The sequence below is a fragment of the Acinetobacter sp. CY73 genome, assembly GCF_059515865.1.
This window is the reverse complement of the sequence record NZ_JCAKMZ010000002.1, coordinates 15,158-32,777: the sequence shown is the minus strand read 5'-3', so window position 1 is coordinate 32,777 and position 17,620 is coordinate 15,158. Positions and strand designations below refer to the sequence as shown.

The window sequence follows — 17,620 nt, the reverse complement described above, 5'->3', positions numbered from 1 at the left end:
TTAAAATGACATACAAGGACGAAACTCTCGCCATTCATGCAGGCTACACCCCAGAGGCAACCACTAAGGCTGTTGCTGTGCCGATTTATCAAACCACCTCATATTCGTTTGATAATACCCAGCATGGTGCTGATTTATTTGATTTAAAAGTTCAGGGTAATATCTATACCCGCATTATGAATCCAACGACTGCGGTATTAGAACAGCGTATCGCTGCGCTTGAAGGAGGTATAGGTGCACTTGCTTTAGCATCTGGTATGGCAGCCATTACCTATGCCATTCAAACCATTGCAGAGGCAGGTGATAATATTGCCTCCGTATCAACCTTGTATGGCGGTACATATAATTTATTTGCACACACTTTACCCAAGCAAGGCATCGAGGTTCGTTTCTTTGATTATCAAGATCCCGAGGCTTTACGTGGTTTGATTGATGAAAAAACCAAATTGGTTTTTGTAGAATCAATTGGCAACCCGCTAGGCAATATTATTGATCTTGAAGCAATTTCTAAAATCGCGCATGAATATGGCATTCCTGTTGTCGTTGACAACACAGTTGCAACCCCAGTCCTGCAAAAATCTTTCGATTTTGGTGCAGACATTATTGTTCACTCACTCACCAAATATATTGGCGGTCACGGTAACTCGATTGGTGGGATTATTGTCGACAGTGGTAAATTCCCTTGGGGCAAATACCCTGAACGCTTTAAAGTACTGAATACACCAGACCCGAGTTATCACGGCGTGAATTATGTCGAAGCATTGGGTGAAGCTGCATATATTGCACGTGCGCGCGTTGTACCATTACGTAATACTGGCGCAGCAATTAGCCCACACAACGTGTTCTTAATTCTACAAGGCTTAGAAACCCTGAGCCTTCGGATGGAACGTCATACTGAAAATGCGCTCAAAGTTGCTGAATACTTAAAGGCACATCCAAAAGTAAAATGGGTCAATTACGCAGGTTTAAAAGACCATCCTCAATATGCTTTGGCACAGAAATATGTCAAAGGGAAACCTTCTGCCATCCTCTCTTTTGGGGTTCAAGATGGTCTTGCAGGTGGTACACGCTTTATTGATGCGCTACAACTCTTCACCCGTTTGGTGAATATTGGTGATGCGAAAAGTTTGGCATGTCACCCTGCTACAACCACACATCGCCAACTTAATGAAGCTGAATTAAAAGCTGCAGGCGTCAGCATTGATATGGTTCGTTTGTCGATTGGCATTGAACATGCGGATGATTTAATTGCTGATTTGGAGCAAGCACTCACGCAAGTTTAATTGAATAAAATCAGCAAAAAGATCAATTTAAGCCTAGAAATGCATAAGATGATTATTTCATTTTATGCATTATTTTTTATGATATAACCCAAATCCATCAGAACACCAAATTAGAGCAATTACTCTAAAATATTTTTCTATTTCATATGCTTATTGATAATTTTTCATCTTCTAAGCTATCATCTTCTGTAGACAAAATTTAGTTTTTTTCAAAAAAATCTCAGCCCTAGATTAAAAAATATATCACCAGAATTTGAATTCGGATCGAACAAGGATAGTGCAATGAATAAAAAACTAGAGCAGCTTTTTAAACGTAAAGTCCATGGAAAAGTGATCCTCATTACAGGTGCATCTAGTGGCATTGGTTTGACTGCGGCTCACAAACTTGCAGATGCTGGAGCACATGTTTTATTGGTTGCTCGTACGGTAGATGCACTGATTGATGCGCAAAAAGAAATTGAAGCCAAAGGTGGACAAGCCAGTATTTTCCCTTGTGATCTAAATGACATGCATGCCATTGACGACTTATCTAAACAAATCTTAGATTCTGTCGATCATATCGATATTTTAATTAATAACGCAGGTCGCTCTATTCGTCGTGCTGTACACGAATCGACTGATCGTTTTCATGACTTTGAACGTACGATTCAACTGAATTACTTCGGTGCGGTCCGTTTAATTCTAAATATCCTGCCGCAAATGATGAGTCGTCGCCAAGGACAGATCATTAATATTAGCTCAATTGGTGTCTTGGCAAATGCGACTCGCTTTTCCGCTTACGTAGCATCCAAAGCAGCCCTAGATGCTTTTAGTCGCTGTTTATCAGCAGAGGTTGATTCTCATAAGATTGCGATTACCTCGATCTATATGCCACTAGTGCGCACACCCATGATCGCCCCAACCAAGATCTACAAATATGTACCAGCTCTTTCTCCGGAGCAAGCAGCAGATTTAATTGCATATGCGATCGTGAAGCGCCCGAAGAAAGTGGCGACTCATCTTGGACGTTTGGCTTCGATTACCTATGCCATTGCGCCTGATATCAACAATAAACTCATGTCGATTGGTTACAACCTATTTCCGAGTTCATCAGCATCGGTTGGTCAAACTGAAAAACTAAACTTTGTGCAACGTGCTTATGCGCGTTTGTTTCCGGGTGAACATTGGTAATCGCCATCATAAAAAGTTCATAACTATAAAATTCGTATGATTGAAGACTCATCACCAACATGATGGGTCTTTTTTAATTTTGGTTTAATAAAACTTTTTTATACTGAAATGGATTAGAAATCATGAGTAACCGTGATGCTAAAAATTTTATTATTCAAACTGTTCTTCTTCGTGTGTACGTTATTAGTCAGTGTAAATATTTTTGAACTTATTCCACATCAAATCGTATCCTTAGATTTCTTCGCACAACTGAGTTTATGGATCATTTGCGTGGGTTTCTTTGTACAGTTGAAATTTCCAAAGAGAAAATCATTTTCAAATACCGATGCAAAACAACTCATGATTCAAATTCAAAATCCCTTAAAGTAGGCGAACTTCCCTCGACTTGTACTTATATCTGAGATCAGCATACGTACTCTCATGATCTGTTATTTTGTTCGGCTATTTGTATCTTGAACTTAAATATAAAAAAACCTCCACGAATGGAGGTTTTTCATCACTTGATTTAAGAATCTAGCAATTAGATAAAATCAACTTTACCTGTGCGCACATCATAAATCGCACCCACAATACAGATCTCACCATCATCGACCATTTGCTTAAGTACATGGCTATTTTTAAGAATATATCGAATATTATTTTGAACATTTAATACCGTTACTGCATGCACAAAATTACTGGTTAACTGGTAGCTTGGCTGTTCATTTTTTACTGTATGTGCCGCTTCCATAATGGGCTTTAAGAAGTGTTGCACATTCGGAGTTTCAGTCAATTTAGTAATGTCTTGGTTTTGCTCATAAAGTTGACATGCTGAAGTCACAGCACCACAGTCTGTATGCCCTAACACCACAATTAACTTTGAACCCTTACTCTTACAAGCAAACTCAAGTGAACCTAAGACTTTCTGCCCCGCAATATTACCTGCGATACGTAGGCTGAATAAATCACCAATCCCCACATCAAAAATACGTTCAGTCGGCGCTCTAGAATCCATACAACCTAAAACAACAGCAAAAGGATGCTGCCCCGCCTGAGAGGTCACTTGAATCTGACGTGCAATATTGTGATGTAAGCGCTCATGATTCACGAAGCGATGATTGCCTTCTTTTAATAATTCCAAGACTTGTTTAGGCGTTAAATGACGCTGAACTTCTTTAGTGCTGACATTCACATCCAATTCATCTTCTACGCTTTCTGGATAATGCGCTTTAAAGCCAATCAACTTCAGCTCAATGTGATTGGTTTGAGCCGTGCCATCCTTAAAGTCTTTAATTACATTATAAACATCGGGGTCGATATAATAGGTATTGGAAGCATCAATCACCGCGGTTTCACCCGATTTTAGTTTTTCCAATGCTGAAACCAATGCTGCACGGTTTAAAAACGATACGTTTGGAGCCAATTCAATCCGTGTAATTTTGCCATGTAAATGTGCCTCATGAATCACACGCACACCACGTTTTAAATTATTTTTCAGAATAATGATCAGACTCACCACCAAGCCGATCATGATACCTTTCAACAAATCTGTGGCAATAATCGCAACTACAGTCACGATAAATGGCAGAAACTGTTTCCAGCCTTCACTATAAAGACGCTTAAACAGTGCAGGACTTGCCAGCTTGATTCCGGTTAAAATCAAAATTGCCGCTAATGCTGAAAGTGGCACTACATTAATCAATGGCGTAAGTAAGATCAGCGCTACCGCCAACAATACACCATGAAAAATAGCAGAAAATTTCGTTTTAGAACCACTGGTCGCATTCACTGAACTTCGTACAATCACGGAAGTAATCGGCATGCCACCAATCAAACCTGAGAATGTATTCCCCACGCCTTGTGCAAATAATTCGCGGTTCGGCGGTGATGCTCTTTTTTGCGGGTCCATTTTGTCGGCCGCTTCTAGGTTGAGTAAAGTCTCAATAGAAGCCACGACTGCTAATGTAATCGCACCGGTATAAATAATCGCGTTATTCCAAAAGCTAAAATCTGGAAAACTGAAAATCGTTTCATTGGCTGAAAAGACATTCGGTAGGCGAATTAAATGTTCTTCACGAACAGCCAAATTCGAATTTGTTTGAATAAAGATATAATTTAGGACACCTGCAAAAACGACAGCCACCAGCGCTGAAGGGAGTGGCGTTTTCTTTAACGGTGTTTTATCCCAAGCTAAAATAATGATCACACTTAAGATACCGATCAGTGCTGCACCATAGTCAAAATGAGGCATTAATGCAGACCAACCACTTTGCCAATGCATTTTGAATAAGTCTATTTTAATCCCCATTAAATAAGGGATTTGATTCAAAATTAAAATAATACCAATCGCAGCCAAAAGACCTAAAATCACGTTGGTTGGAATGAAGTTTGAAAATGAACCAAGTTTGAATAGACCAAATGCCACCTGAATGACACCTGCTAAGACCAGACACAGCAAGAAAGCTTGATAGTTCCCACCCAGTTGACTAAGTAAAGACAGTACAATCGCAGCTAAGCCTGCTGCAGGTCCTGATACACTGATATGTGAGCCACTTAAAAATCCAACCACGATTCCACCGATTACACCCGCGATCACACCTGAAATTAAAGGTGCTCCGGAGGCGCTCGCAATACCTAAACATAGTGGTAAAGCAACGAGGAATACGACGAGACCTGAAAGCAGATCATTAGAATGAAACCCTCTCTTGGGGATTGAATGGGACATTATTGTTTTTCTCAAAATATATATAGTTGATTTTGCTTGTAATTATTCTAAAAATATGAAAATAAAATTATGTGACGCAATTCACATTTTTAGAGCTTTTACTTTATTTTAAAGCCGCTTTTTTGACAATATTAGTATCGGAATTATTTCTATTTTTTTAATAAATTGTTCGACAAATGAATAAGATATTTTTTTTAAATAAATCATCGTTGAAAAAACCTTTTAAAATTAAATGGTTTGTTCATGTAAGCATACTAATAGAACATTCACATGAATTTATATAAAAAATTACTTTTGTGTTATAAAACTACAAACTTTTCATCTTTCATTTGGTATGCGCACTCTCACTTTATTTTTACAGTATGCAGCGATCGCCTTTGCGGTTTTTATTTGTTATCAACTAGGTATAGCGCTGTATACACAAGATTTTGTCGTGATGGATTTGGTTGCCGATGTAGGCACACTTTTAATCTGTATCGACTTGGCAATTTTCCTATGGCATAGCCGTAGTACCAATGCACAAAATCTGCAAGATTATGCCCATAAGCTTGAACAGCCTGTTCCCACTTTTGTCAAAGTGTCTCGTAAGCTCGGTCACTTTGGTATTTTGCTGATTATTACCAGTTGGATTGTGCCAATGATCAATTAATTTTGGCTTGAATTTTAAAGCATCAAAAAACCTCCCGATTGGGAGGTTCTTTATTGAGGAGTTAAAGATTACTTCGAACCTTTAATCCCTGCTTGAAGTAACAATGCACCTAAACCACCAATTTTTGCTTCTTGAGGTTTAGCCGATTGTGGCTTCTTATTCTGTTGCGGACGATCACCTTGTGGACGTGCTTGTTGAGGACGTTTCGCTTGAGGTTTACGTTCAGTACGTTGCTCACCCGCTGGCGCTTCACGACGCGGTTGACGCGGTGCTTTTGCAGGTGCTTCAGAACCTTCAGGACGCATAGACAAGTTCACACGATTACGCTCAGCATCCACTTGTAATACACGCACTTGAACGATCTGACCTGGCTTCACGATTTTATGTGGATCAGCAACAAATTCATTGGCAAGTTCAGAAATATGCACTAGACCGTCTTGATGAACACCAACATCCACAAATGCACCGAAGTTCGTTACATTGGTGACAACACCTTCAAGCTGTAAGCCTTCAGTCAATTGCTTAACATCGGTAATGTCTTCACGGAATTTCGCAGTACGGAATTCTGGACGTGGATCACGACCTGGTTTTTCAAGCTCTGAAAGTACATCTTTGATTGTCGGTAAACCAAATTTGTCATCAACAAATGCTTCAGCATCAATTTGACGAATGATTTCAGTATTGCCAACGATGTCTTTTACAGTCGTTGCTTTTGCTGCAGCAATTTTACTCACCAATGCATATGATTCTGGGTGAACTGCAGATGCATCTAATGGCTCTGATCCATCTTGAATACGCAAGAAACCAGCCGCTTGTTCAAATGTACGCTCGCCTAAACGTGGTACATTTTTCAATGCTTGACGGTTGTCAAAACGACCATTTTCTTTACGGAAATCTACGATTTGCTGTGCGATTGATTTATTCAAACCTGCGATATAACCCAAGATTGCAGATGATGCTGTATTAACATCTACACCCACAGAGTTCACACAGTCTTCAACCACAGCTTCAAGTGTTTTCGCCAATCCAGTTTGGTTCACGTCATGTTGATACTGACCCACACCAATTGATTTAGGATCAATCTTCACAAGCTCAGCCAATGGGTCTTGTAAACGACGTGCAATAGACACTGCACCACGAATCGTCACATCCAATTCAGGAAGTTCAGCCGCAGCCAACTCAGACGCTGAATAAACCGATGCACCCGCTTCTGAAACAGAAACACGTGTCAATTTAAGATCAGGATTCGCTGCCATCATCTCAGCAACAACCGCTTCTGTTTCACGACTTGCTGTACCATTACCAATCGCGATCAAATCAACATTGAATTCACGGCAAAGACGTTCAAGTTCAGCCAATGAACCTGCTTTATCTTCTTTTGGTGCAAATGGATAAATCGTGCTATGTGCAAGAACATCACCTGATGCATTCACAACAGCCAATTTCACACCTGTACGAATACCAGGATCTACGCCTAACGTTGTACGAGCGCCCGCAGGTGCAGACAACAATAAATGACGTAAGTTTTCAGCAAATACATCCATTGCTTCAGTTTCAGCAGCAAGACGTTTTTCTGTTAATAGAGAGTGTTCAATCGCTGGGCGTGTTTTACCTAACCAGAACAATTTTGCCGTTTGTTTTAGGAAGTCTTGACGGGCTTGAGGTTGAACAGACTCAAGATCGTATTCAGTTTCAATGCGAGCCAATGGAAGATCATCTTGACCATCCACTTTTAAACCCAATACGTTTTCTTGACGACCACGCAACATCGCTAACAGACGATGTGAGGGTACTTTATTCAGATTTTCAGAGAAATCGAAGTAATCACGGAATTTCTTGCCGACTTCTTTTTTCTCTTCACTTGCCACTAAACTTTTAAGTACAGCGGTTTTAGCAAATGTTGATTTTAATTCGGTGGTTAATCCAATATTTTGCGCCCATTCATCAATAATGATGTGTTGAATCGCATCCAATTGGCTTTCAAGGTCAGCATAATCTTCATGGCTAAAGCCTGATAAAGCTTCTGCAGGATCAATATTTTCAGACAGAATTTTTGTCGCAATTGGACCTAAGCCAGCTTCTTTGGCTTTAAATGATTTACTGGTACGTTTTGGGCGGTACGGCGCGTAAATTTCTTCTAATGCATTTTTAGTTTCAACTGCGTTTACTCGAGCAAGTAAATCGTCAGTCAATTTATTTTGTTCTTTCAGTGATTCAATGACTTTTTCACGACGTTCAAATAAATCACGTAAATACGTTAAGCGCGTATCGAGTTGACGGAGTTGCGTATCGTCTAAGCCTTGGGTTACTTCTTTACGGTAACGTGCGATAAATGGAACACTCGAACCTTCATCTATCAGCTTAATGGCAGCTTCTACTTGGTTTGGACGTACGGCAATTTCTTTTGCCAACTGCTGAACTAAGTCAGTCATCGTGTTAAATTCCACAAGGATAAGGACTAAAAGTTAGTGATTATAAAGACCAAGACTATAAAATCCACAATTGTTTTGAATATTTACAATGGAAATTTTAATTAAACTTTAAATTTCAGCTTTTTTTTGACGATTAAAAATAAATTGCATCACAAAATATGCGATCAATTGAATGAAAATTACAAAATAAGAACCTTTCATCATGGTTCATTTTGTATCTGTAATATTCTGCTTTTGATTTAGATTGTTTTAATTTACGTAGCAAACTTAAAATAACCGCCTAAAAAACAGAATAATGATGCATAAACAATCGCTTATTCAAATTCTCCATCATTTATCCATTGCTACATGAGACGTTGTTGTCTATAACTTTAGATATGATTCCTCAGTTTTTTTGATGTTGTTATTTGGTTTCAAAAACGCCTTAAAATTGTAATTTTGAGCAATTTGATACATAGTCTTAACAAGAACTTAAGCAGTATACTGAGATTAACAAATATTTATAAATACAACTTTAAGGGAGTGCATCATGAGTTTGGTTGTACCTGCTGAAAACACAGATGTTGTACACAATGAAACCGACCGCGTCGAACGCATTTTAGTTGTCGATGATGATGTACGTTTACGTACCCTTTTACAGCGTTTTTTAGAAGACAAAGGCTTTGTTGTAAAAACGGCACATGACGCAACACAAATGGATCGTTTGTTACAACGTGAATTATTTTCTTTAATCGTTCTTGATTTTATGCTTCCAGTGGAAGACGGTTTAAGTATTTGTCGTCGTTTACGCCAATCAAATATCGATACACCCATCATCATGTTGACGGCACGTGGTAGTGACTCAGATCGAATTGCAGGGCTTGAAGCTGGTGCCGATGATTATTTGCCAAAACCATTCAATCCAAATGAGTTATTAGCGCGTATCCGTGCAGTACTCCGTCGCCAAGTCCGTGAAGTACCGGGTGCACCAAGTCAGCATATGGAAGTGGTCAGCTTTGGACCGTGGTCACTTGATTTATCGACTCGCACATTGACCCGTGAAGGTCAGGTCGTGACTTTAACCACAGGTGAATTTGCAGTACTTAAGGCCTTGGTTCAACATCCACGTGAACCATTGACCCGCGATAAACTGATGAACTTAGCACGTGGACGTGAATGGGGCGCGATGGAGCGTTCAATTGACGTTCAAGTGTCTCGCCTACGTCGTTTGATTGAAGAAAACCCAGCGCGTGCACGCTATATCCAAACCGTTTGGGGCGTGGGTTATGTCTTCGTTCCAGATGGTGCTGAGTAATTCACTTAGAAAATGGTTTGCACATCGGTGTCTTATCATTCAAGCTTTGAATTAACGTTTAACCTGCGGTTGGCCTTACTTTTGTTTAGGCAAAAGTAAGCAAAACCATTGTCATACGCAAAACTCGGCGTATTTCTGTACCTTTCATTCTAAGTCGCAGAAACAAGACTGAATAAATATTTCCTGCCTCGGACAGTTGCGTATGACTTTAACGCGTATCCAATGCCATTTGGATGAAGTCCATAATTACGATACAAATAGGATTTGGTGTGAAACTAGAACCGGTTGACCCACAAAAATTCAATGACTTTGAAACCTACTCCGAAAGGAAACGGACCAAGTGGGAACGCTTTCTAGACAAAATCAAACCCCGCTCTGCGGCCATGCGTACCACAGTCTTGGTACTGTTTGTCGTATTTTTCAGCCTATTTATGTCACTGTGGTTCTTTTGGAAAACACTGTACCTGCCTGAAATCCAACAACATGCACGCTATTTAGCGGTTGAACTTGAGATTATTAATAACCCTGAACTTAAGATCTTTCATGGTAATCAAGAGCTTGACACTGATGAATGGTTAAAAAAACGTGTGGGGATTGAATATGTTACTGATCCAGCCAAATATCCAAATTTGAGAGAAAAATTTATTGCGGAGTTTTTCACCAATCAAATTGAGCAGAAGCTCGCAAAAGAGCTGGATGTGCCGAATGTCACGGTGTATTTCCAATTTAAACCAAGTCCGCGTATCTGGATACAAACTCCAGAAATGAATGGCAATTGGGTGCAAGAGCCTCTTAAGACCTATGCCAACTACAGCCCTGAACTGATTCTCGCTTGGCTATTAGGTGTACCACTGATTTCAGCCATTATTATTTTAACGCTGGTTCGACAGTTGAATCGTCCACTACGTCGTTTGCAGAATGCAGCCAATAATTATAGTAAAACAGGTAAAGCACCGTATTTAGAAACCAATCATGGACCGCTTGAAATTCGCCAAGTGAACCAAGCATTCAACCATATGATTTACACCCTTGAGCAAACCGAGCGTGATCGTCAAATCATGTTGGCAGGTATTTCTCATGACCTCCGAACCCCACTGACACGCATTCGTTTAAGCGCAGAAATGATGCCTGATGAAGATTTTCTCAAAGAAGGCTTAATCTATGATGTTGAAGATATGGATGCGATTTTGAATCAATTCATCTCTTATATGCGCGACGGGTCAGATGAAGAACTTCAAGATACCGATGTCAATGCGCTACTCAATGAATTAGTAAAGCAGTTCAAACCTTTAAAAATCGAGTTTAAGCCACAAGAATTACCCACCATTGAAGCCCGAAGTCTATCGCTCAAACGATTAATTGGTAATTTAATCAATAATTCTAAACGCTATGGCTCTGAACCCATTCAAATTTCAGCTCATTTTGAAAATGAAAAAGTTCATATTCGAGTGGCTGATCAGGGTGAAGGAATCCCTGAAGATCAGATCGAAGAACTGATGCAACCCTTCGTTCGAGGTGATGCAGCACGAACTATTCAGGGCAGCGGATTGGGTCTTGCTATCGTGAAAAGAATTGTCGATATTCATCAAGGCGAATTGATTATTCGAAACCGTCTTGAAGGCGGTTTGGAGACAATCATCTCACTGCCATTGCAAAGCATAAATGAAGATGAGATCGAACAAATCACGCCTTTACAAAAAATCAAACAAAGTTTAGGTCAACATTTTACAGAGTGATTAATTTTTAAACGGTTGATATTTAAACACTTATATTATAATTATATAATTACAATGAATTTCAACCACTTAAAAATCATTACCAAAATTTATACCTCCATTTCCTGAAAAAATTAGACCTTAGCCTAACAGCCATGCACAATCTTGTTTTGGGACGGTACAATCCGTCTAGTTTTGAACAAGAATTGAGCTTAAACTATGTCTTTAGATCGTATTCGATTAGCTTCCCTTCATGACAAAGTCATGAACGCTGAACAAGCTGCTGCATTTATCCAAGATGGTATGACTGTAGGTATGAGTGGTTTCACACGCGCAGGTGAAGCTAAAGCTGTTCCTTTGGCGTTGGTTAAACGTGCTAAAGTTGATCCACTTAAAATCACTTTAATTACAGGTGCATCTTTAGGTAACGATTTAGACAAACAGTTGACTGAAGCGGGTGTACTTGCGCGTCGTCTTCCATTCCAAGTGGATAACACATTACGTAAAGCCATCAACAAAGGCGAAGTGATGTTCATCGATCAGCATTTGTCTGAAACGGTTGAACAGATGCGTAACAAGCAATTGAAAAAACCAGATATTGCGATTATTGAAGCGATTGCGATTACTGAGGATGGTGGCATCATTCCAACAACTTCAGTAGGTAACTCTGCAAGTTTTGCAATTTTTGCTGAAAAAGTGATTGTTGAAATCAACACCAACTTAAGCCCTGCTTTTGAAGGCTTACACGATATTTATATTCCATCATACCGTCCAACTCGTCAGCCAATTCCATTGACTAAAGTGGATGAGCGTATTGGTACTCAAGCAATTAATATCGATCCATCTAAAATTGTCGGTATCGTGATCAATAACGAATATCATGACTCACCATCAACTGTGACTGAACCAGATGATGAAACTCAAGGGATTGCAAACCACTTGATCGCATTCTTCGAAAAAGAAGTGGCGGAAGAGCGTTTACCGAAAAACTTAGGTCCTTTACAAGCAGGTATCGGTTCGATTGCCAATGCGGTATTGACTGGTCTTAAAGATTCAAACTTCGAAGACTTGATTATGTACTCTGAAGTACTACAAGACTGTACGTTTGAATTGATTGACGCGGGTAAGATGAAATTCGCATCAGGTTCTTCAATTACGCTTTCTGCTAAATATGGCGAAAAAGTATTTAACAACCTTGAAGCATACAAAGACAAACTTGTGTTGCGTCCTCAAGAAATTTCAAACCACCCTGAATTGGTTCGTCGTTTAGGTATTATCGGCATCAACACTGCATTAGAGTTTGATATTTACGGTAACGTAAACTCAACTCACGTATGTGGTACGAAAATGATGAATGGTATCGGTGGTTCAGGTGACTTCGCACGTAATGCTCACATTGCAATTTTCGTCACCAAATCAATTGCAAAAGGTGGCGACATCTCTTCTGTTGTTCCATTTGCTTCTCACATTGACCACACAGGCCATGATGTAGACGTATTGGTAACAGAACAAGGTTTAGCAGACTTACGTGGTTTAGCACCTCGTGAACGTGCTCGCGCAATTATCGACAACTGTGTACACCCGATGTATAAAGATGCATTGAACGATTACTTCAACCGTGCATGCGAACGTGGTGGTCAAACTCCTCACATTCTTCGTGAAGCACTTTCTTGGCACTCCAACTTCGAAGAAAAAGGTCAGATGCTGATTGCAGCTGCTGAAGCTAAATCTGCTTAATTTCAGATTCTAGACCATAAAAAAACGCCCAATTGGGCGTTTTTTTCGTTTCTAAACATCTTGAAAGAAATAAAGAATCTATTTAAGTTAACAAAACTTAAGCATTTGTCGAGTAAAAATTTTCTGAAGGTGCGCTTGAGTAATATTCGATTTTTTTGTTTTTAATTCTTTTTTGATTTTGCCAACTTTCAAAAAAATAGGAAATTCCACAACTATTTGTTCGTCCTCATGGATGCCCTGCATAAATAAACTTAAAAGGTCAGATTGTCTTTTTGCCTGATTTTGCTCTCGGTAATGCTTAATTGCAGACCATGTATTTAAATAGCTGATGAATTGCGATTTGGTCCAGTTAAATTGCATCGTGAACTGCTGATCTGCTAGAACTTCAAAAGGAAAAGGAATGGTTTTGTATTCCTCATCAATATAACGGCGTTCCATATCCCAATAACCACTTAAGGTATGGTGATACAAGGCACTCAGCTCAGTTTGTAGCTCAATTTGCTTCAAATGCGGTGTGCCGTAACCAATCACCGCTAATACGCCATCTTTTTTAAGCGTACGCTTCACTTCTTGATAAAATGCATCAAAGTTAAACCAATGAATAGCTTGTGCCACAGTAATCAAATCAAAACTTTGATCTGCAAAAACAGTTTTTTCAGCAGATTGGACTTGATAGCTGACATTATCAAAATAAGGAGCTTGCTGTAATTGTTGTGCGCTGAGATCCGTTGCAACCACTTGTTCAAAATAAGGAGCTATTAATTGAGTGAATTGCCCTGACCCTGCTCCACAATCCCAAGCGAATTGAGTATTTGGAACATATTTCAGTATTCCTGCTATGACCTCATTCGGATAAGTCGGTCTAGCTTGGCGGTACAGCACGCTGTCGCTGGAAAATAGATCTTTCATTTTATATATTTCTTATTGTTTTCGCTTACTTTACACCTTAGCAATCGACTGCGATAAAAAAGTGTCTAACAACTTTAAAATTTATTTCAATAAAATCCAAGACTCAACAATGAAATCACTTTAAATCCATTAAATGAGTTAATTTTAAGCAAAAAAAATCTCTGAACTTGTCAGAGATTTTTTAAATATGGTGGCGAGACCCAGGATCGAACTGGGGACACACGGATTTTCAATCCGTTGCTCTACCTACTGAGCTATCACGCCGATGCCGTGTATTAAGCCGTAACTCGGCACATTAGTCAATATAATTCAGCGTTATTTTATTCGTTCGCATACTATTTAGGCAAACAATACACGAATTATAGGCAAAAAAAATCTCTGAATTTATCAGAGATTTTTTAAATATGGTGGCGAGACCCAGGATCGAACTGGGGACACACGGATTTTCAATCCGTTGCTCTACCTACTGAGCTATCACGCCGATGACGCGTATTAAACAGTTTCAGCGAGTTAGCGTCAAGTCTGATTTGCAAAAAACCTTTTAAGTGGCTACTTTTAAAACAAATATTACTCAAACTCAGTCAGAACGCTTAAATTTCCATCAGATTCAAATCTATCAATTTTGCCTTTCAAAATAGTAGGGCCAGATGAACATGTCTCTAGCTCATTCGCTTAAATGAAACTCTAAAACGAAAACAGATAATTTAAAACTATTGCATGCCATCAATTAAATTTTTTCTAGACTCATCAAACAACGGTGAATTGCTCCACAGCCTGGCTCGAATTTTTGAACCCCCTTTTCTTCTTCAAATCGGCACACTTCACTGATTAAGCGTTCAGCTACACCACGACCACGGTTGGCTGGATGTACCACGATATTTTCGATCGTTCGGCTTTCACCTTGTCCTGTGACCCATACAGCACCGATTATTTTTGTATTAAATTCTGCGGTGTAAAGTATTGTATACTGTGTGAGGTTTTGCTCAAGTTGTTCAACGGCATCCTGACCATCACTAAATTCTGGACTGGTGTCATATAAGCGCTCAAGCTGTTCACGAACTTCCTGATTATCCAGTGAAGTTTTTGCATGTACTGTTATAGGCATTGATTAACCCTCCTGAGCAATCTAATATGCTGGGACTTTCGTTCCAGCGAAGTATCTACATTCATCATTTTTAACGTTTTTGAGGAACGTGTCTATGACGCAACGTATCAGTGAAGTGGTAAGAAACACAAACGAAACCAAAATTAGTGTTCGCGTGAATCTTGATGGTACGGGTCAAGGCACCCTCAATACAGGTATTCCTTTTTTAGACCATATGATCGATCAAATCAAGCGCCATGGCCTTTTTGATATTGATATCCATTGCGACGGTGACTTAGAAATTGATGATCATCATACGGTAGAAGACTGTGGTATCACGCTCGGTCAAGCTTTTGCCAAAGCATTGGGTGATAAAAAAGGTTTACGCCGTTATGGTCACTTCTATGCGCCCTTAGATGAGTCTTTAAGCCGCGTTGTTGTTGATTTATCTGGTCGCCCAGGGTTGTTTATGGATATTCCATTTACACGTGCCATGATTGGTCGTTTTGATGTGGACTTATTCTCTGAGTTTTTCCAAGGTTTCGTGAACCATTCATTGATGACAGTTCACATTGACAACCTAAAAGGCAAAAATAGCCATCACCAAATTGAAAGCGTATTTAAAGCGTTTGCACGCGCACTACGTATGGCATGTGAAGTTGATCCACGTGCTGAAAACACTGTCGCTTCAACTAAAGGTACGTTGTAATGACCCGTATTGCCCTTCTTGACTATGGCATGGGAAATCTTCACTCAGCAGCCAAAGCGTTAGAACACGTTGGAGCAACTGTTGATGTGACCAATGACCCAAAGTTAATTGCACAAGCAGATAAAATTGTATTCCCTGGTGTCGGTGCTATGCGTGACTGTATACAAGGCATGCATGAAGCAGGGATTGATGAAGTCGTACGTCATGCTGCTTTCAATAAGCCTGTTCTTGCGATCTGTGTGGGTATGCAAGCATTGATGCAACACTCTGAAGAAAATGGCGGTGCTGATGCACTCGGTATTTTTGAAGGTGTGGTTAAACGTTTTCCAGATTTAGACGGTTTGAAAGTGCCACATATGGGCTGGAATCAAGTGCATCAAGTAGATCCAAGCCATCCGATGTGGAATAACATTGATCAGGATGCGCGTTTCTATTTCGTGCATAGTTTCTATGTAGAACCAAAACAATCAGGCATCGTTGCTGCGACATGTAACTATGGCATCGATTTCTGTACAGCGATTCACAAAGAAAACTTGTTCGCAACGCAGTTCCACCCTGAGAAAAGTCATACAGCGGGCTTACAACTGTTAAAAAACTTTGTGGAATGGAAGATTTAATCTCTTAGCTATTGAGCTTCACAGGTCACTTTTATGTATTGACCTGTGAAGTTCTCTAGAAATTATTTCGTGTTATTTAATTTTTCATACTAATAAAAAATTTTGCTTTCTAAATATAAATTTTATTTCCATACAATAAATAGGCACCTAAATGAAAGATCATAAAATTGATAATCCATCACAAACCCCACCACCATTTTCAGATGTGATAGTTTTAGAACAACACTCAACCCCTCAACCCTCTATTTGGAGTCTAGAAGGTCGATTTGGTCGCTTTAACTATTTGGCTTCGTCAATCTTATTTGGTCTTATTTATATCGCAATCGTCATATTAATAGCCACTTTAACGCCAATGACACTTGAAGATCTGGACAGTGATGCTTATCTCACTGATTTCTTTTCACTAGGGACGTTTTTGAATCTTATTTGGATCATTCCTTTTCTACTTTTTAGTATCAAACGCTTCCATGATCGCGATCATTCGGGTTGGTGGTCTATATTAATCCTCATTCCTCTTATCAATATCGCCGTAGGACTTTATTTGATACTTGCTCCAGGCAGTTTACACCCTAATCAATATGGACATAAACGAGAGACTAAACTTTGGGAATCCATTTTAGCTTCCATTTATCTTATTCTGGCTTCGTTTGTTATTATTAACTTCAGCTTTACAGTTTTACCTTTATTACTGAGATAGGCATCGGTAAAGCCTTAGCTTGATTATAAATTTAACCATTCACTTTTCTTAAAACACTTCTACAACTGGGAAGATAAAAATGAATCACAATAATTCCAATGATAATCCCCTGAGTGCATCAGGACGTTTTGGTCGTTTATCTTATTTAGGATGGACCATGCTCAGCTCGATTATTATTTTAATGCTTCTTGGCATCACAGCCATGATTTTTGGAACATCTCTACAGCCTGAAAATATCTCTCTAGTAGCGTTCATTCCAGTTATCATTATTTATATTGGGGCTTTCTACGTTACTTTTGTATTTGCAATCCGCCGTTTACATGATCGCAATCATTCAGGCTGGCTATCGCTATTAGTACTCGTCCCAGTTGCTAATCTTATTCTTATACTTTATCTAATCTTTGCCAAAGGTGATGCAGGTCGTAACAATTATGGAGCACCTCGTTCAACAGCAACTTGGGAAAAGATTCTTGCTTGGCTCTACATTGCAATATTCCCTTTAGGTTTACTTGCAGCAATTTTTATTCCAAGCTATCAAAACTATGTAGAACGTGCCCAAATGCAACAATATCAACAGATTCAACAACACCAACAAGAGTAAAAACCTAGATGCATATCAG

General features: G+C 39.3%; 15 protein-coding genes and 2 tRNA genes. 11 read left to right on the top strand and 6 right to left on the bottom strand.

Going from position 1 to position 17,620, the window contains the following annotated elements; translation table 11 throughout:
* Positions 1-5 precede the first annotated feature (5 nt).
* From AC5YD2_RS01580 to AC5YD2_RS01570, 3 genes are all read left to right on the top strand, one after another.
* Entirely contained in the window at positions 6-1,283 is a 1,278-nt protein-coding gene (locus AC5YD2_RS01580) for an O-acetylhomoserine aminocarboxypropyltransferase/cysteine synthase family protein (RefSeq protein ID WP_496124636.1), read from the top strand.
* 282 nt (positions 1,284-1,565) lie between these two features.
* Entirely contained in the window at positions 1,566-2,453 is an 888-nt protein-coding gene (locus tag AC5YD2_RS01575; RefSeq protein ID WP_496124635.1) for an SDR family NAD(P)-dependent oxidoreductase, read from the top strand.
* 135 nt (positions 2,454-2,588) lie between these two features.
* Positions 2,589-2,822: a hypothetical protein gene (locus AC5YD2_RS01570; RefSeq protein WP_496124634.1), complete on the top strand. Its 234-nt coding sequence runs from the start codon at positions 2,589-2,591 to the stop codon at positions 2,820-2,822.
* A 151-nt stretch (positions 2,823-2,973) separates the two neighbouring features.
* On the opposite strand, the gene AC5YD2_RS01565 is transcribed toward AC5YD2_RS01570, so the two are convergent.
* On the bottom strand, positions 2,974-5,157 hold the full coding sequence (locus AC5YD2_RS01565) for a SulP family inorganic anion transporter (RefSeq protein ID WP_496124633.1): 2,184 nt from the start codon (positions 5,155-5,157) through the stop codon (positions 2,974-2,976).
* A gap of 334 nt (positions 5,158-5,491) precedes the next feature.
* Here AC5YD2_RS01565 and AC5YD2_RS01560 point away from each other — a divergent pair, with 334 nt between their 5' ends.
* Positions 5,492-5,806: a hypothetical protein gene (locus AC5YD2_RS01560; RefSeq protein WP_496124632.1), complete on the top strand. Its 315-nt coding sequence runs from the start codon at positions 5,492-5,494 to the stop codon at positions 5,804-5,806.
* A 68-nt stretch (positions 5,807-5,874) separates the two neighbouring features.
* Here the strand turns inward: AC5YD2_RS01560 and AC5YD2_RS01555 are convergent, their stop codons facing one another.
* Complete coding sequence (locus AC5YD2_RS01555; protein ID WP_496124631.1) at positions 5,875-8,238, bottom strand: Tex family protein; 2,364 nt, start codon at positions 8,236-8,238, stop codon at positions 5,875-5,877.
* 529 nt (positions 8,239-8,767) lie between these two features.
* On the opposite strand from AC5YD2_RS01555, the gene ompR reads away from it, so the two are divergent.
* The 3 genes from ompR (at position 8,768) to scpC (ending at position 12,984) form a co-directional block, all read left to right on the top strand.
* A complete protein-coding gene (gene ompR / locus AC5YD2_RS01550; RefSeq protein ID WP_496124630.1) occupies positions 8,768-9,532 on the top strand; it encodes an osmolarity response regulator transcription factor OmpR in 765 nt (254 codons plus the stop codon).
* A 269-nt stretch (positions 9,533-9,801) separates the two neighbouring features.
* Positions 9,802-11,268: an ATP-binding protein gene (locus tag AC5YD2_RS01545; protein WP_496124629.1), complete on the top strand. Its 1,467-nt coding sequence runs from the start codon at positions 9,802-9,804 to the stop codon at positions 11,266-11,268.
* Between the two features lie 198 nt (positions 11,269-11,466).
* Positions 11,467-12,984 (top strand): succinyl-CoA:acetate CoA-transferase ScpC, encoded by a 1,518-nt coding sequence (gene scpC, locus AC5YD2_RS01540; RefSeq protein WP_496124628.1) that lies wholly within the window; start codon positions 11,467-11,469, stop codon positions 12,982-12,984.
* An 87-nt stretch (positions 12,985-13,071) separates the two neighbouring features.
* Here scpC and AC5YD2_RS01535 read toward each other — a convergent pair whose 3' ends face one another.
* The 4 genes from AC5YD2_RS01535 to AC5YD2_RS01520 form a co-directional block, all read right to left on the bottom strand.
* The gene (locus AC5YD2_RS01535; RefSeq protein ID WP_496124627.1) at positions 13,072-13,893 is read right to left on the bottom strand and encodes a class I SAM-dependent methyltransferase; all 822 of its coding nucleotides are present in this window, start codon (positions 13,891-13,893) and stop codon (positions 13,072-13,074) included.
* Positions 13,894-14,081: 188 nt separating this feature from the next.
* Positions 14,082-14,157, bottom strand: a tRNA-Phe gene (locus tag AC5YD2_RS01530).
* Between the two features lie 141 nt (positions 14,158-14,298).
* Positions 14,299-14,374, bottom strand: a tRNA-Phe gene (locus AC5YD2_RS01525).
* A gap of 246 nt (positions 14,375-14,620) precedes the next feature.
* Positions 14,621-14,998, bottom strand: a complete 378-nt coding sequence (locus AC5YD2_RS01520; RefSeq protein WP_496124626.1) for a GNAT family N-acetyltransferase — start codon at positions 14,996-14,998, stop codon at positions 14,621-14,623.
* Positions 14,999-15,092: 94 nt separating this feature from the next.
* Here AC5YD2_RS01520 and hisB point away from each other — a divergent pair, with 94 nt between their 5' ends.
* The 4 genes from hisB (at position 15,093) to AC5YD2_RS01500 (ending at position 17,601) form a co-directional block, all read left to right on the top strand.
* A complete protein-coding gene (gene hisB, locus AC5YD2_RS01515; RefSeq protein WP_496124625.1) occupies positions 15,093-15,686 on the top strand; it encodes an imidazoleglycerol-phosphate dehydratase HisB in 594 nt (197 codons plus the stop codon).
* A complete protein-coding gene (gene hisH / locus AC5YD2_RS01510; protein ID WP_496124624.1) occupies positions 15,686-16,303 on the top strand; it encodes an imidazole glycerol phosphate synthase subunit HisH in 618 nt (205 codons plus the stop codon). The genes hisB and hisH overlap by 1 nt, the downstream gene beginning before the upstream one ends.
* Before the next feature lie 151 nt (positions 16,304-16,454).
* Positions 16,455-17,000: a DUF805 domain-containing protein gene (locus AC5YD2_RS01505; RefSeq protein WP_496124623.1), complete on the top strand. Its 546-nt coding sequence runs from the start codon at positions 16,455-16,457 to the stop codon at positions 16,998-17,000.
* A gap of 79 nt (positions 17,001-17,079) precedes the next feature.
* Positions 17,080-17,601 (top strand): DUF805 domain-containing protein, encoded by a 522-nt coding sequence (locus tag AC5YD2_RS01500; RefSeq protein ID WP_496124622.1) that lies wholly within the window; start codon positions 17,080-17,082, stop codon positions 17,599-17,601.
* Positions 17,602-17,620 lie beyond the last annotated feature (19 nt).

Bases quoted from the DNA above. Each gene is read 5' to 3' on its own strand.
- AC5YD2_RS01580 (WP_496124636.1), top strand. From the start codon at position 6: ATGACATACAAGGACGAAACTCTCGCCATTCATGCAGGCTACACCCCA.
- AC5YD2_RS01575 (WP_496124635.1), top strand. From the start codon at position 1,566: ATGAATAAAAAACTAGAGCAGCTTTTTAAACGTAAAGTCCATGGAAAA.
- AC5YD2_RS01570 (WP_496124634.1), top strand. From the start codon at position 2,589: ATGCTAAAAATTTTATTATTCAAACTGTTCTTCTTCGTGTGTACGTTA.
- AC5YD2_RS01565 (WP_496124633.1), bottom strand. From the start codon at position 5,157: ATGTCCCATTCAATCCCCAAGAGAGGGTTTCATTCTAATGATCTGCTT.
- AC5YD2_RS01560 (WP_496124632.1), top strand. From the start codon at position 5,492: ATGCGCACTCTCACTTTATTTTTACAGTATGCAGCGATCGCCTTTGCG.
- AC5YD2_RS01555 (WP_496124631.1), bottom strand. From the start codon at position 8,238: ATGACTGACTTAGTTCAGCAGTTGGCAAAAGAAATTGCCGTACGTCCA.
- ompR (WP_496124630.1), top strand. From the start codon at position 8,768: ATGAGTTTGGTTGTACCTGCTGAAAACACAGATGTTGTACACAATGAA.
- scpC (WP_496124628.1), top strand. From the start codon at position 11,467: ATGTCTTTAGATCGTATTCGATTAGCTTCCCTTCATGACAAAGTCATG.
- AC5YD2_RS01535 (WP_496124627.1), bottom strand. From the start codon at position 13,893: ATGAAAGATCTATTTTCCAGCGACAGCGTGCTGTACCGCCAAGCTAGA.
- AC5YD2_RS01520 (WP_496124626.1), bottom strand. From the start codon at position 14,998: ATGCCTATAACAGTACATGCAAAAACTTCACTGGATAATCAGGAAGTT.
- hisB (WP_496124625.1), top strand. From the start codon at position 15,093: ATGACGCAACGTATCAGTGAAGTGGTAAGAAACACAAACGAAACCAAA.
- hisH (WP_496124624.1), top strand. From the start codon at position 15,686: ATGACCCGTATTGCCCTTCTTGACTATGGCATGGGAAATCTTCACTCA.
- AC5YD2_RS01505 (WP_496124623.1), top strand. From the start codon at position 16,455: ATGAAAGATCATAAAATTGATAATCCATCACAAACCCCACCACCATTT.
- AC5YD2_RS01500 (WP_496124622.1), top strand. From the start codon at position 17,080: ATGAATCACAATAATTCCAATGATAATCCCCTGAGTGCATCAGGACGT.